11 protein-coding genes are annotated in these 15,099 nt (G+C 66.8%); 5 read left to right on the top strand and 6 right to left on the bottom strand.

Features of this window, described 5'->3' with window-relative positions:
* Nucleotides 1-83 precede the first annotated feature (83 nt).
* Nucleotides 84-3,203 (top strand): immunoglobulin-like domain-containing protein, encoded by a 3,120-nt coding sequence (locus SYV04_RS11100; RefSeq protein WP_321545662.1) that lies wholly within the window; start codon nucleotides 84-86, stop codon nucleotides 3,201-3,203.
* A gap of 212 nt (nucleotides 3,204-3,415) precedes the next feature.
* Here the strand turns inward: SYV04_RS11100 and SYV04_RS11105 are convergent, their stop codons facing one another.
* The 5 genes from SYV04_RS11105 to SYV04_RS11125 all read right to left on the bottom strand — a co-directional run bounded on the left by SYV04_RS11105 (nucleotide 3,416) and on the right by SYV04_RS11125 (nucleotide 10,117).
* Nucleotides 3,416-3,874, bottom strand: coding sequence for a hypothetical protein (locus SYV04_RS11105; RefSeq protein ID WP_321545663.1), 459 nt, complete (start codon nucleotides 3,872-3,874; stop codon nucleotides 3,416-3,418).
* Between the two features lie 36 nt (nucleotides 3,875-3,910).
* Nucleotides 3,911-4,903 carry a hypothetical protein gene (locus tag SYV04_RS11110; protein ID WP_321545664.1) on the bottom strand — a complete coding sequence of 331 codons (993 nt, stop codon included), beginning with the start codon at nucleotides 4,901-4,903 and terminating at the stop codon, nucleotides 3,911-3,913.
* Nucleotides 4,904-4,993: 90 nt separating this feature from the next.
* Nucleotides 4,994-6,364: a serine/threonine protein kinase gene (locus tag SYV04_RS11115; protein WP_321545891.1), complete on the bottom strand. Its 1,371-nt coding sequence runs from the start codon at nucleotides 6,362-6,364 to the stop codon at nucleotides 4,994-4,996.
* 866 nt (nucleotides 6,365-7,230) lie between these two features.
* Nucleotides 7,231-8,376: a Kelch repeat-containing protein gene (locus SYV04_RS11120; protein ID WP_321545665.1), complete on the bottom strand. Its 1,146-nt coding sequence runs from the start codon at nucleotides 8,374-8,376 to the stop codon at nucleotides 7,231-7,233.
* Between the two features lie 253 nt (nucleotides 8,377-8,629).
* Nucleotides 8,630-10,117: a chondroitinase-B domain-containing protein gene (locus SYV04_RS11125; protein ID WP_321545666.1), complete on the bottom strand. Its 1,488-nt coding sequence runs from the start codon at nucleotides 10,115-10,117 to the stop codon at nucleotides 8,630-8,632.
* A gap of 287 nt (nucleotides 10,118-10,404) precedes the next feature.
* Between SYV04_RS11125 and SYV04_RS11130 the strand changes: the two genes are divergently transcribed.
* From SYV04_RS11130 to SYV04_RS11140, 3 genes are all read left to right on the top strand, one after another.
* Nucleotides 10,405-11,319: a glycoside hydrolase family 43 protein gene (locus SYV04_RS11130; protein ID WP_321545667.1), complete on the top strand. Its 915-nt coding sequence runs from the start codon at nucleotides 10,405-10,407 to the stop codon at nucleotides 11,317-11,319.
* Between the two features lie 59 nt (nucleotides 11,320-11,378).
* The gene (locus SYV04_RS11135) at nucleotides 11,379-12,116 is read left to right on the top strand and encodes an endonuclease/exonuclease/phosphatase family protein (RefSeq protein ID WP_321545668.1); all 738 of its coding nucleotides are present in this window, start codon (nucleotides 11,379-11,381) and stop codon (nucleotides 12,114-12,116) included.
* Nucleotides 12,117-12,206: 90 nt separating this feature from the next.
* The gene (locus SYV04_RS11140) at nucleotides 12,207-12,413 is read left to right on the top strand and encodes a hypothetical protein (protein ID WP_321545669.1); all 207 of its coding nucleotides are present in this window, start codon (nucleotides 12,207-12,209) and stop codon (nucleotides 12,411-12,413) included.
* Here the strand turns inward: SYV04_RS11140 and SYV04_RS11145 are convergent.
* Nucleotides 12,391-14,379 (bottom strand): glycosyl hydrolase family 18 protein, encoded by a 1,989-nt coding sequence (locus SYV04_RS11145; protein WP_321545670.1) that lies wholly within the window; start codon nucleotides 14,377-14,379, stop codon nucleotides 12,391-12,393. The two genes, SYV04_RS11140 and SYV04_RS11145, sit on opposite strands and share 23 nt — an antisense overlap.
* A 320-nt stretch (nucleotides 14,380-14,699) precedes the next feature.
* Between SYV04_RS11145 and SYV04_RS11150 the strand changes: the two genes are divergently transcribed.
* On the top strand, nucleotides 14,700-15,092 hold the full coding sequence (locus tag SYV04_RS11150) for a VOC family protein (protein ID WP_321545671.1): 393 nt from the start codon (nucleotides 14,700-14,702) through the stop codon (nucleotides 15,090-15,092).
* Nucleotides 15,093-15,099 lie beyond the last annotated feature (7 nt).

Consider the following 15,099-nt stretch of genomic DNA (forward strand, 5'->3'; position numbering starts at 1 on the left):
GCCTGGGTGCGCTCGCATCGCTGGCGTTAACGGCGTGTGGTACCGGGACAGAACCCACTGCGTCACCACAGGTGCGGCGGCGGGTGGATGCCCTCAGCGAGCGCTGTGAGGCCAGTCCGCCCTTCAGCCCGAACTTCGAGCCGGAGCTGCAGTGGGCGTGGACCGGAGGCACGGTCATGCCGGACCACAAACAGGTGATGATGACGCCGGTGGTGGTGGACGTGAGCGGCGACGGCGTGCCGGACGTCGTCTTCAACGCGTTCGCGGGCAGCAACCACACGAGCAACGGGGTGATGCGCGCCATCGACGGCGCGACGGGCGCGGACCTGTGGGCGGTGAGCAACGCGAACTACCGGGTGCGCGGGGCGGCGCAGATCGCCGCCGGGGACATCGACTTCGACGGCCAGGTGGAGCTGTGTACCGTCCCCGAGGGCGGCACGGGCATCATCTGCTTCGAGCACGACGGCGCCTTCAAGTTCCGCACCTCGGTGTCCACCAACATCTGGGGAGGCCCCTCGTTCGCGGACCTGGACGGGGACGGCAACGTGGAGATCCTCAACGGCAACCACGTGTTCAGCCACACGGGCGCGCTCGAGTGGGAGGGCAGCGACAACGCCGGTGGCAGCGCGGGGGCCCTCTCCTTCGCGGCGGACATCGACGGGGACGGCCTGCAGGAGGTCATCAACGACCGGGCCATCTACCGGCACGACGGCACACTGAAGTGCGCCAACACCGGGCAGATCGGCCACGGTCTGGCGGGCGTGGGCAACTTCGACGCGGACCCGAACGGCGAGGTGGTCGTGGTGTGGGGCGGCCGCGTGTCGCTGATGGATGACACCTGCGCGCTCTTGTGGACGGCGAGCCTGCCGGGCGGAGGTACGGGCGGCGCGCCCACCATCGCGGACTTCGACAATGACGGGCAGCCGGAGGTAGGCGTGGCGGGCGGCACCCGCTACGTGGTGTTCGAGACGAACGGCACGGTGAAGTGGAGCAGGTCCACGACGGACCAATCGAACCTGACGGGCTCCACGGCGTTCGACTTCGAGGGCGACGGCCAGATGGAGATCGTCTACGCGGACGAGCAGCGGCTGCGCATCTACGACGGAGCCACCGGCGCGACGCGCTTCGAGACGGCTCACAGCTCGAGCACCGCGTACGAGGCTCCGGTCGTCGTGGACGTGGATGGCGACCACAACGCGGAGATCGTCCTGGCCACCAACAGCCCTACCGCCTCGGGAGCCGCGGGCATCCGCGTGTTCCGGGACCGGCTCAACGGCTGGGTGAGCTCGCGGCGCGTCTGGAACCAGCACGCCTATTCGGTCACCCATATCCATGAGGATGGCACCATCCCCACGAGCCCGCCGGCCAACTGGCTCACCCCGGGGCTGAATACCTTCCGCGTCAATCCGCAGGGCCCTGGCTTCACGCCTCCCGCCTTGGCGCCGGACCTCATCGTCACCCACCTCTCGGTGGAGTGCAGTCCCACGGCGGAGCAGCTGGCCCTGGTCGCCACCGTGAGCAACCGCGGCGACCAGGATACGGCCTCGGGCATGCTGGTGGCCTTCTTCAACGGGGACCCGAGCGCGGGAGGCACGCGGCTCGGCACGGCGCAGCTGGCCAACGCCCTGCCCGCTGGACAGAACGCCCAGGTGAAGCTGTGGATGGTGCCTCCCGACACGCTGGTGAGCGTGTACGCCGTGGCGGACAACGACGGTGCGGGCAACGGCCAGGAGACGGAGTGCCGCGAGGACAACAACGCCCTGGCGATGTCGCTGATGCTCTCGTGTGACACGGGCAACCGTCGCCCGGTGGCGCTGTGCCAGGCCGTCACCGTGCCGGCCGACCCCGTCACGTGCCAGGCCTCCGCGAGCGTGAACAATGGCAGTCATGATCCGGATAACGGCCCTCAGCCGCTGTCGATCTCCGAGAGCCCGACGGGCCCGTTCGGGCCGGGCACGCATGAAGTCACCCTGACGGCCTCGGATGGCGAGGCGAGCGCGGTGTGCAGCGCGCCGGTGACGGTGGTGGACGTGACGCCGCCCACGCTGACGCTGGTGGGAGACCCGGCGCCGGTGGTGGAGTGCGGCTACGCATTGCCTCCGGGAGTCATCGCCTCGGACACGTGCTCGGGTGACCTCACGGCGCAGATCGAGGTGCTGAACTTCAATAACCGGCTGCCTGGCTTCTACGAGGTGCAGCACCGGGTGACGGACGCCGCGGGCAACACCACCGTGGGCGTGCCGCGCTGGGTGAACGTGGTGGACAACGTCCCGCCGGCGCTGCAGCTGCTGGGTGACTCGCCGATGGTGCTGGAGTGCGGCCGGGACACCTACGTGGACCCCGGCGCCGAAGCGTACGACGCGTGCAGCGGCACGCTGCCGGTACACAAGTACAACTCCGGGGACGACGACGGTGACGGCATTCCGGGCGAGTCGGATCCGGACGACTACGGCCCGGGGCCGGATGGCACGGCCGAGGGCACGTACTCGGTGCAGTACCTGGCCATGGACCGGTGGAACGTGGCGAGCGCCATCCGCTCGGTGAAGGTGCTCGACACCACGCCGCCGACGCTGACGCTCAACGGGCCGGAGCACATAACCCTCTCCTGCGGCCAGGAGTTCTCTGATCCGTGGGTCGAGGCGAGCGACCTGTGCTACGGCAACCTCGGGCAGGCTGTCCGGCGCGAGGGTGGGCTCAACCACCGCGTGGCGGGCACCTACACCCTGACGTACACGGTGGAGGATGCCGCCGAACACAGCGCGCCGCCGGTGTACCGCACGGTGACGGTGGTGGACGACCAAGGCCCGAGTGTCCAGGCCGTGCCGTTCAAGCTGTGGCCGTCCGATGGACAAATGAACACGGTGCGGCTGTCCGACTGCGCGACCCTGAATGACGCGTGCGAGCAGGGCCTGGACCTGCAGGCGCGGGGCGTCATCACCTCTGTCTCCAGCGACGAGCCAGAGGACGCGACAGGTGGCCAGGACGGCAACACGCTGGGGGACATCGTCATCAGTGGCCCGTCCGAGCTGCAGCTGCGCGCCGAGCGCAACGAGTGGAGCAACGGGCGTGTCTACACGGTGAACTTCCGGGTGACGGACACGACGGGCAACGTGACGAGCGCGCAGTGCAAGGTCCACGTGCCGCCGCACGAGCCGGACTGGGCCGTGGATGAGGGCCCGGGCGCGGGCTACACAGTGCCCTGATGTCACGGAGGGCCTCGCTCCTCGGAAGCTGGGAGCGAGGCCCTTCGCGTTATTCTTCGAGCAGCGGCCGGCGTGGTTCCTCGACTTCAACAGCGCTCCCCAACCCAGCCAGATCCGCCGTGGCAACGGGGAGCCCGTACGCCCCGACATTCGTCTCGCAGGCCACGTTCAAGCAGCCCAGGCTGCACGCTGAGAAACACGCGGCCCTTCAGCTAACGGCGCCGAGAGAATGCGCGACTGAAGAACCAGTTGTCGGGGTCCGCTGGGCAGTCTTCCGGACGCAGCAGCTGTAGCTGCCCGTCCACCCGGATGACACACCAGCGATCGCGCCCAACCTTGAGACTGGACCTCTGGTCTCCCTTCACGGACCACTGCCCCTGCTCACCCGTGCTGCTCAGGAACATGCCATCTGCGTTCAAGGAGAGGCTGCCAACACGTGACTCCCAGACACCAACGAGGTGCTGCGTGCTGAAGTCTGGCACATAGTCGATGACGGGATATCTGAGCCGGCTCACCTCCCATGCTGCTCCGAGGAGCAGCGCCGCTTCCAATCCAAGAGCCAGGAGCACCGGGACAAGATTGCGCGGCCTCCCGCTCGGGCTGTGACAGAACGTCAGGAGTGCCACGAGCAGCATGACGGGCAAGCCCAGAAAGGCGAGGAGGCGAAGCATGGTCATCCATCTTCGCAAAGAACATGCCAGCGACGCTCACGTGGTCAACGTGAACTTCGAGAGAGGGACGGGCGGATACAGGACAAAACACGAGGGGATCCCGCCATAGCCTCCCTTCGCCTTGGCGAGCGGCTCCAAGGCCAGCAGATCCGTGGCCAGATGCAGCCGCCAGTGGCCAAACAATTCCTTGGTCGCGCACCGGCTGGCTGGCCCATCACACTGGACGAACACGCCCTCGTAGCCAATGGCTCCCTGATTGATGGACTCTGCTTCGGGCAGCTTCGCCACGGTCTTACCGATGACGGCTCCGTCCCGGTCGATGTATTTGGCCACCGCCTGGTTGTAGATGTACCCCAGGCTCATGCCCTGAGAGACGATGATGTGACAGCCGGGGCCCCTGCGGCTTCCGAGCACCGTCGACAGCATCCCGATGTCGTTGCAGATCTCCAGACCGAAATCGTGTCCCTCGACGGTGAACATGTCAGGAACGAGCTTCTCGCGGACCTGCTCGGACGCGGCCCGGAGCTTCTCGGTGTCGAACGCGCCCATCAATGGGGTGGCCACGGGCCACTTCCCATCGTCTTTCATCCTCGGGACACAGGGGATCTCTCCCGTGGAGTAGAACTTCTTGAAGAACCGGGCGATCAGCGCACCCTTGTAAAAGACAGGGACGCAGCTTTGCACGCGCCCGTTCGCCTTGGTGAAGGCCCCCTGCTCGGGCACCCCAGAGACCGGAATCAGCACCGTCCCAGGGATGACGATCCATGAGTGCTTCTGGGAGATCTCCGCAGCGCGATCCAGGAGCGCCTTCCGGTCCGCATCGCTCAGGGGCCGGAAGGTCCGGATGTCGTTGTCGTACAAGGAGCCGAAGAACTCAGGCATGAGCAGCAGCTTCAGCGCCTTGTCCGAGCTCTTCGCCGCCATGCGCCCGGCGGACGCATCGAGCATCTCGAGCTTGTCCTTGAGCTTATGGTTGGCGACGTTGGTCAGCCCGACACAAACGCAGCCCGCTTGAAGATCCAGTGCCATCCACGCCACTCCTCTCAGGCGTCCACCATATCGTGGACGTAGCGAGCCGCGCGGATAGCACGGTGACTCGAAGAGACCGAATCCGCCTTGCTACGGAGACTCCGAGGTCGGGGGAGGCCGAGGCGCGAAGACCGGGTAGTAGCAGGCGCCTTTCCACTCGTATGCCCCCTCTTCGCAAGGCAGAGCCGGGTCGTCGGGCCGTACCCAACACCCTCCGTTGATCGCCATCGTTCGCTTCCCGCACGGAGGCTTCCTCTGCCCCGGGAGCGGCTCCTTCGGTACCTCGAGAGTGATCGTTTCCGGTTTGGGCGCTGGCCGCTCCACGCTGGCGCTGACCGTGAGCGCGTCCTTGGCGAGGCCCGCGGTGCCAGCATCCTCCATGCCTCTCTCGGGATGCTCCACCGGCTGCCGACGCGCGGTCCACCATCCATAGAAGGACACACAGGCAAGGACCCCTACCGCCACGGCGAGACTCGGTCCCCTGCCCCGCCCCATACGCCGGGACTCCGTGCGCACGCGGGATGCCTGGGCCGCGCGCCGGGTGATGGGCAGTTCCGCCTCCACTCCAGCCGTTTCCGCCGCGTGTTCCAGCGCTTGGGCAACCTCCGCAGCGCGGCCCCGTGCCGAGGGCTCCTCCGAAAGCATCTGGCGGATCATTCCCGCCAGCTCCGGGCACACGGTCACCACCGCCTCGGGCGCCACGAGCGCGGGACCGGGCACAATCGCGCCATTCACGGCCGCCTGGGGATCCACCCCGGGCGGCGGGTAGAACCCTGTCACCAGGCGGTAGGCCGTCACGCCCAGCGCGTACACGTCATCCGCCGGTCCTGGCTCATAGTGGGCTCCGCGCTGTCTCCAGTGGAGCCACTGGTAGCGCAGTGCCTCGGGGCTGCGGTACTGCGGAGTGCCGGGAGGCAGCACCTCTCGCGTGAGCGTGCGTGCCCCACGGAAGTCCCCCGCGCCGAAGTCCAGCAGCACCGCCCGGCCATCCTCGGCCCGCACAAGCACGTTGGCGCCCTTCACATCGCGATGCACGCCATCCACTCCATGCGTGGCCTCCAGCGCCCGAGCCACCTGGGCCAGAACCCGCAGCACCTGCCGCGAGCTGAGGTTGTGCGCTTCGGCCCAATCATACAGCGGCACCCCATGTACCCACTCCATCACGAGGAAGGGGAAAGGCCCGGCCGGATGGCTCCACAGCCCACGGGCCCGCAGGCGCGGCACATTCGAGTGGTGGATGCGCGAGAGCAACTCCACCTCGCGCTCGAAGCGCGGATCCACCGGATGCAGGGCCAGCTTCAGCGCGAAGGGCCCAGCCCTTTCCTCGCCCACGGGCTCGACGCGGTAGACCGCCCCGTAGGTGCCCTTCCCGCGCAGCTCCAGCACCCGCCAGGGCCCGATCTCCGTTCCCGATGGAAGGTTGGCGGGCTCCAGCTCATGAACGGTCCAGTGTGGCGCCATCGGATCCTCGCGGAGAAGAGCCTCCACCTCCGCTCCTTCCACCCTACCTCAGAGGTAGGCGAGCGTGTATGCGCTCGCAGGCCCCTGAGTGCGCGTCCATGCCGCGCGCTTCCAGGCACGCTCGAGGCTGCCTGCTGCCCCGCCTGGGGATTTAACTTGAAATACAAGGAAAACAGATTATACTCAGAGTGAACTTGAACACTCATCAAGGAGCTTGGATGCTTCGGAAGACGAACCTGTTCTCTCTGGGTGCCCTGATGTCCGGGGTGCTGCTTGCCGCTTGTGGTGGGACCCTCCCTGAAGCTCCGCAGGCTCTGGGTGAAGAGCCCCTGGGCACCCTGGAGTCGTCGCTGTGCTCGGGCCTGAGCGTCAGCAGCCTGAGCATCTGGGATGCCGCACAGTACGAGGGGGATGTGTCAGCGGTAGGGTCCTGGGCAGTGTCCCAGTTCTCCAACGCTGTGCGGCTGGACTACTACATCGATGGCGTCCGGTACGCCTTCGATGAGCGCCCCGGAAACTCTGGGACCTGGTACTTCAGCACCGCGGGGATTCCCTGCGGCTCGCACTACTTGCAGGTGAACGCCTGGCCCATGGTCATTGATAGCAATGGCAACCGTACCACCTGTGGGTCCTCCCCCAGCAGGACGGCCGGCCGGTATGTGTATTGGGAGTGCTCCCCGCCCCCGTACGATCCCTGCAACTACTGTCCTGGCAACACATCGTGCTTCTGCGGCGACGGGGTCTGCCGCTCTAACAATGAGTACTGCCCATAGCATCTGCGGAGTTCGCGCCGTTTTCGCCCTGTGGGATCGCCTGCAGGGCGAATTCGGAGATGATGTTCGGGCGGAACACGAGGCACAAGAATGTCAGCGTGCCCAGAGTTCGGCGACGGCCAGAGGCGTGGAGGTGCCTCTGCGCCCGCCGGCGACGAGCACCTGACCGGAGCGCAGCACGGTGGCGGTGTAGCCCGACCGCGGCTCGGACATGCGGCCCACCTCCGTCCAGAGGTCCTGGTCGGGCTCATACAACTCCGCGCTGTCCAGCACTTCGCTTCCGGCACTCCCGCCGAGGACGAGCACGTGTCCCGAGGGCAGCACGGTGGCGGTGTGGCTGGCTCGGCCGAGGCCCATCCGAGCGATCGTCTTCCAGGAGTTCGTGGCCTCGTCGTAGAGGCTCGCCTGCGAGAGGGGTGGACCGACCAAGGCCAAGCCATACCCCCCCGCGCACAGGACCTTGCCGGAGGGCAGCAGGCTGCAGGTATGGCTGTTCATGATCAGCGGAGCACCGACGGTCTGCCAGCTCCCGGTGTCTGGCGCATAGCGCACCACATAGCCTGTCACGTTGTTGTCGGTCGGCTGGCCCGTGATGAGCACCTTGCCGGAAGGCAGCACTGTGGCCTTCGGGTACCAGGCGGTCCGGGGCATCGAAGCCACGAGGCTCCAGGTCCCCTGGGCCGGCTCGTACTCCTCCACGCTGCCGTAGGGAGAGAGGTCCTCGTGCCTTCCGCCCACGATGAGCACCTTGCCGGAGGGCAACAGGCCCGCGGTGTGGCTCGCCCGCGGCTCGCTCAAGTTACCCGTCGAGGTCCAGGTGCCGGTGGCCGGCTCGTAGAGCTCACTGCTGGCCAGGGTGCCGCGGGCGTTATGCCCCCCCGTCACCAGCACCTGGCCCGAGGGCAAGACGGTGGCGGTGTGTCCCACGCGGGGCTCGATCATCTTGCCGGTCATGCTCCAGGTGCCCGTGGAGGGCTCGTAGAGCTCGGCGCTGGCGAGCACCTCGCTGCCGTCCCCGCCCAGTCCACCGACGACGAGCACCTGGCCAGAGGGCAGCAGGCTGGCGGTGTGGCTCCAGCGAGCCTCATTCAGCGATGCCGTGGCGCTCCAGTAGACGGGGGTTGGCGGCGTGGGCTCCTCGGGAAGGGGCTCGGGAGGAACGGTGGGCTCCTCGCCACACCCCAGCACACTGAAGAGCACCACACCGAAGAGCAACCACTGACGGGCCTGTTCCATCATCCCTCCCTCGACAAGACGGCCGGCCCACCGTGGAGCGGAACGTTATCACCACGCATCAGGGGAAATTGCTCAGGCTCGATTCGTGGTGGGCAGCCAGACCACGGCCACCTTCTCCACGCCGGAGGAAGGCTGTAGGTGTTCGGGAGGCTCAGGGGATGGCTCGTGGCTGCTGGCGAGCCTGACCCTGCTCGCCGGTATCGTCTCCCGCCGCCGGCTCCTGGGCTGAGCCCCCTCGCACTCACCGCGGCAGGCATCAAGAGCGCCGGTAGCTGGAGAGCGTCAGAAGCCCCAAGGCCGTGAGCAGGAGCGTGGCGTTCACCCCCGAGTTCGAGGAGCAACCGCATCCACCGGTTGCCTCCTCATCGGAAGGACTCTCCGTGCCCGGTCCCCCGTCGCTGGCCACCCCCGAGTCCACGGGCGAAGGGGTGCCCCCGTCAGAACCCTCGTCAGAGCCCCCGTCAAAGCCCCCGTCTGAGCCCCCGTTGCCGGTCCCCGCGTCGGGAGACGCGCTGCCCCCATCGGTGGGCCAGCCCGAGCAGTCCCCGAGTGAGTGCTCCAGGGCCCCCAGCGTGTACGCGCCCTGGGTAGGACGGGGCCGGCCGCAGAAGTCATCCACCACCTGCGCGCGGGCCGCTGCGGCGCCGATCAACGTGGACACGTTCCCTTTGATCGTGAGGTTTCCCTTCAGCGGCTCCTGGTACCAGCCGGAGAAGGTGGCCGAAGTCACGTTGAGGAGGTTGGTGCCCGCATCGAACGTGCCGCTCTCCCGGCCGCGCAGATTCCCCTCCAGCACGTTGCCGTGCGCGGAGCCCGTGCTGGAGGCAAAGCGGAAGTCCACGCCCGATGTAGAGATGAGGGTATTGAAGAGCACCTGCGTGGAGCGGGCCTTGTTCAGGTAGATGCCGACATCCGAGCAGTTGGCGATGACATTGTTACGCATCGTGCCGCCGCTGTGCTCCGGGTCGCACGGCACCGTGGAATTGAAGGCCGGCGCGCAGAAGGCATTGCCCGTCCCGCCGCCTCCGAAGGACAGCCCGATGCGTGTGCCGCCGGGGGTCACATCCCGGGTACACAGCACGAGGTTGCGCTCGAACACGCCGTTGTTGCCGCCGCTCTTCATGAACGCGCCATAGGAGACGAAGTCCCCGCCGTTCTTGTGGAAGTCGCGGATGAGGTTGTCGCGGACGATCCAGTTGTCGCCCGTGTCGATGTTGAGCTTCGTCACCGGCTTGGACGTCGCGCGAGGGCGGGTATCGCCCAGCTCGTTGCGCTCGATGAGTCCACGGTGGGGAATCTCCCACGTGCTTCCGTTCTGGGAGGCATTCGCCTTGAGCTGCGCATTGAAGTCGCGCACCCGGCTGTTGCGCAGGACGAAGTTCTCGGCGTGGCCCGTGACGTGAAAGGCGTGCTCACAGTTGTTGTCGTCCGCGCAGACGCCCTGGATGTCGAGCCCGTCGAAGGTCCAATAGGCGCCGGAGACCTTGAAGCCCTCCACCGCATTGAAGCGGATACTCGCGCCCAGCCGGTTCTGAGCGCGCACGACGATGGGGGCTTGAGCTGTCCCATTCACCGTGCAGCTCAGGTTGGCGTTCACCGCATAGGTGCCGTCCGCGAGGATGATTTCATCCCCGGCTTGCGCGCCCGCGAGGGCCGACTGGAGCTGAGCCACCGAGGAGACATTCACCTGCCGGGCCAACGCGGGAGTGGAGAGAAGCAGCAGGAGCGCAACGGGCTTGATCATCGAGATGGACCTCTGTGTTGCGTAGGGTCCAACCAGTCTACGCAAGCGCGAGGCTCGAGCGTCCGTCGAATACCGCACATCCAGACAGTCAAGCAAAACGAGCCTATTATCACTAAGCCGCGAATCTTATAGGAGGCGCGCAGGAGGATTCACCCCTGACGCCACTCCGCTGTCGCGCCTTTGGCGCATCCGTCGCGCTCGTCGCCTGCCTCACCGTCTCCCTCAACGCAGGCGCTGCCCCCCGTCCCGTGTACGCACCGAGCGGTGGTGGGTTCGCAGACCCGTCCGTGGTCATGCACAACAACCAGTTCTACGGCATGTCGACCGGAAGCCTCGTCCCGTCGGCCCAGGGGAACATCGCCTCCGGGCCCTGGATGACCGAGGGTCCGGCCCTCACCTCGAAGCCCTCGTGGGCCACGGGCGGCGGCATGTGGGCCCCGGACCTGGAGCGGATCAGCGCGAACGAGTGGGTGCTCTACTTCGCCGCTCCCGTGGACGGGCTGGGCGCCAACCAGCGCTGCATCGGTGCGGCCACCGCCAGCTCGCCGCTCGGGCCGTTCACCCCGGTCGCGGGCGGACCGCTGGTCTGCCCAGGGCTGGCGGACGTCCCCACCGCGGATGACACCGTCCCGGGCCGCCCCATCACCAACGCCGGCGTCATCGACCCGTCCGGGTTCAAGGACAGCGATGGGACGCGCTTCCTGCTCTACAAGACGCAGCAGCTGCCCTCGTCGCTGCGCATCGTCCGGCTCAACGCCGCCGGCACCCACGTGGCCGGCGACGCCACCAGCCGTCAGCTGCTGCGCTCGGACCGCATCGTGGAGAACCCGGTCCTGGTGAAGCGCGCCGGGGACTACATCCTGTTCGCCTCGCGTGGGCCGTACAACAAGTGTACCTACGAGACCATCTGGATGCGGGCCAACGGCGTGGGCACCAACGCCTTCAACAGCGTCACGCAGCACACCCTGCTCACGGATGCGAACACCGGCGGCGTGTGCGGCCCCGGCGGCGCGGACATCGCCGCGGCGCTCGACGGCGGACAGCGGATCTTCTTCCACGGCTGGCTGTGCGGCGGCAGCCCGTGCCCGATCAACTTCGACGCACAGACCGACGACGGGGGCCGCCGGGGCATGTACCTGGGCGTGCTGGGCTGGGACTCCAATGACAACCCGGTCGTCAACAAGTTCCTCAGCCCCGAGTAGCTCTTCAACCTTCCCCCATGCGCCGGGTGATGCAACCTGGCGCCCACCTCTGAGAAACCATGTTCGAACTCTTGTCCTCTGCCGTCCTCAGCCTCCTCATCTCCCTGGGGTTCATGCCCTCCACTCCTCCGGAGCAGGTGGAGGCGCTCGCGGTCACGACGACCACTGTCGCGACCCACAACACCCTTCACGGGAGCGCGACCTTCAAGCCGCTCGCGGACGTCATCGGCTGGCAGGAGGTGGACACCGACGCGGGCCACTCCAAGCTCAACGCGCTCGAGTACTACGACCACTACCGTCCTGGGGCGGAGCGGCTCGCCGCCCGCAACTCCATCGCCATCTCGTGGCGCAAGAACAAGTACGAGAAGACGGGAGACGGCTCTCGGATGACGCACGAGGGTGATGCCGGGGTGACGCCCGCGCGCTTCGTGAACTGGGTGGTGCTGAAGAACAAGGACACCGGCGCGAAGCTGGCGTTCATCAACACCCATTACATCTCCGGCGCCTGGAACGGTGAGCACCCCGAGCGCCAGGAGCGCTGGCGGACGCACAACACCGTGGTGCGCGAGGTCGTCGCGGAGCTGCTCTCGCGGGGGCTGCCCGTCGTCCTGGTGGGCGACTTCAACCGTCAGCTCTCGCAGGACATCCCGGGGATGAACCACCTGCGGACGGCGGGTGTCGACGGCGTGCCCATCGATCAGATCTACGTCAGCATTGGCATCGGCACCGGTCCCGCCGAACGCCTGGAGAAGTACGGCTCCGACCACTTCGCCTACAGCGCGACCGTCCAGTACTGACAGGGCGGTACGCCAGGTCGAAAGCCCGGAAACTGGTGGCTCCTCGGGACCCGAACAGGCTCCCGAGGACCTACCGTTGACGGAGACTCCATGGGGCTGCAGGAAGAGTTCAACCGCGATATGGACATCCTTCTGCGCACGGGGTGGCAGAAGAATTCGAGCTCCCGGAAGACTCCGTCCAGGCCGCAGGCTCTGAACGATGCCGTCTTCGCCGCCTACGTCGAAGCGGTCTACTTCCTGCTGGGCGCTCCTTCGCCTTCCGCTCGCGCCTCGCTCACTGTGACAGCTTGTGTTTGAGCGCGGTGACGAGTGAGCCCTGCGCGTCATCCCCGCTCAGCTCCCACACCATGGCGCCGCCCAGGTTGTGCGCGTTGATGTAGTCACCCTTCACGCTCAGGGAGGTGGGATCGTCGTAGCTCACCCAGAGGCCCGTGGAGGGATTGTAGAGGTAGGGCACCTGCGCCTCCGGGTGGCGGTACTTCACGGTCCCAGGCTCCAGAGTGCTCTGGATGTAGTGGAAGTCGAACATGCCCGTGTTGCCGGTGAAGACGTCATCCCAGTTCCCGCGTGCGGGGCCCCAGGTGGACTGGTAGAGCCCATCTCCCGCGAGCCCCGGCTGCGTGCCCTGCCAACCCCGGCCATAGAAGGGCACCCCGACGACGAGCTTGCTGGACGGCACGCCCGCGGCCAGGTGGCCTTGCACCGCCTCGTTCGTGCTGGCGCGCCTCGCCTTCTGCGGGTTGGCGGCCTGGTTGTAGAGCGGCGCGTGGAAGTTCGTCGTGGGATCCCACCCCCCGTGCATGTCGTAGGTCATGACGTTGATGGAGTCGAGGTACGGGTGGACGCTGTTGAGTTGGATCTTCGTGTACTTGTCCGGATCCGAGCCGGTGGCGATGGAGAGCTGCAGCCCCGGGCCCACCTGGGTGAGCTGGCGTCGGAACTCGGCCAGCATCTCCGTGAAGTTCACGGTGTCCTCGGGGCGGCCCGGCTGCTTGCCCTGAGCCGCGGGGAACTCCCAGTCCACGTCAATGCCGTCGAAGATGCCCGCGGCCGCCCCTGGGGGGAGACCCGGCAGGTTGCCGCGGATGTAGAGGTCGATGCAGGACTGGACGAACGCCTGGCGCCGCTCAGGCGTGCTGACCGCATCGGAGAAACCGCCAGACCAGTCCCACCCGCCCAGGGAGATGAGGATCTTCAGGTGCGGGTACTTCAGCTTGAGCTTGCGGAGCTGGTTGAAGTTTCCCTTGAGCGGCTGATCCCACGTGTCCGGTTGGCCGTCCACGCTGCTCTCCGCACCGAAGATCATCTGGTAGTCCGCGTACGGGTCTCCCCAAGGGGCAGGCAGGATGCCGCACCGGCCATTCACCACGTTGCCGAAGGCGTAGTGGACGTGGGTGAGCTTCGCGGCCATGCCGCGAGTGTCGAGGCTCTTCGCGTAGAAGGAGCGGGCGTACACCCCCCACCGGACGAAGTAGCCAATGAGCTTCTTGGGGCTGGTCGTGGTGGCCACCAGCGGCGCGCTGTCCGCGGAGCGGTTGCCCGCGGCGTCTCGGGCCTTCACGGTGAAGACATAGGTGGTCTCTGGCTGGAGCCCGCCCACGCTCACGCGGGTGCCGCCAACGGTGGCCACGGGGGAGCTGGCGCCCTGGAAGAACACCTCATAGCCAGTCACGCCGACGTTGTCGGTGGCGGCCTGCCACGTCAGCTCCAGGCTCCGGAGCGCCCGGCTGGCGACGCTCAGCCCCTGCACCACGGAGGGAGGCTGCGTATCAGCCGGCGGCTGCGGTGGGTTGCCGCCCCCGCACGGCTGACCATTGAGCGTGCAGTTGAAGGGGCTGGCGACAGTACCGGTGTGCTCTCCGCAGAAGCCGAAGATCGCCGAGGTGCCGGCGGGCAGAGCGCTGTTCCAGACGTCATCTGTCACCATCTGCCGAGAGCCCTGGGCCGACCACCGCCCCAGCCACAGCGAGGTGATCCGCATGCCGGGGATCAGCTCGAAGCCCACCGCCCACCCGTTGATGTCCACTCCGGTGGTGTTGGTGACGCGCATGTCCGCGCAGTACCCGGTCTGCCAGACCGAAGTGGCCTGGAAGGAGAAGCCTTCTCCGGCCAACGCCTGCTGGCGTGTCACACTCTCAGCGGGAGGAGACTCGAGGTGCTCCTCTCCGGAGCAAGCGGAGGCCAGGGCCAGTGTCAGCAGGCACCCCAGCAACAACGGGGGAGCCGCGCCGCGAGGCTGTTGCGCTAACGAGGGGAGCTTCATGGTTGGCCTCCTGTGAGGGACTCTGCCTGGGGGAGCAGAGCGGCGGATGACGCGGGGCGCTGATGAGGAGAACCGGCCTCACCGTGATTCATGCTTCTCAAGAATCACAAGAAAATGACTAACGCTCGCCCGCTCATCCGCCACAGGGAAATGACAATCATTAACATCGCACGAAGTTTCCGACGCGACCGGAATGAGCAGGAATAAGAAGAGGACGGAGGGCGGAAATCTTCACCTGTGAGCGCTATTTCCGCGCACCTCTGTCCTTCCTGGTAAGTTGGTAAGCACCACCCTACCGTCCACGGAGCCTGAATCCTCACATGGCAATGAATACACTGGCAGTGAAGAAGGTTGCTTTCACCATGTATCCGGTCGCCGATGTGGCGCGCGCGCGGAAGTTCTATGAAGAGACTCTCGGCCTCACGGTTGGCACCGCGGGGAGTCACGGGAACATGCACTGGATCGAGTATGACCTCCCGGGCGGCGGATGCTTCGCGCTCACCAACACGACCGGCGATGCGCCCAGCGCCGCGGCGGGCGGAACGATCGCGCTCGAGGTCGAAGACCTCAAGAGCCTGATGACGCACCTCAAGGAGAAGGGCGTCTCCTTCAAGAGCGACGTCATTCGCGGACCGCGCTGTCAGATGGCGGTGTGTCTCGACTCGGAAGGCAACTCCCTCTTGCTCCATCAACTCGATTCGGCAAAGGCATGACCGGCGA

The sequence above is a fragment of the Hyalangium ruber genome (genome assembly GCF_034259325.1).
In the GTDB taxonomy this organism is placed as follows: domain Bacteria; phylum Myxococcota; class Myxococcia; order Myxococcales; family Myxococcaceae; genus Hyalangium_A; species Hyalangium_A rubrum.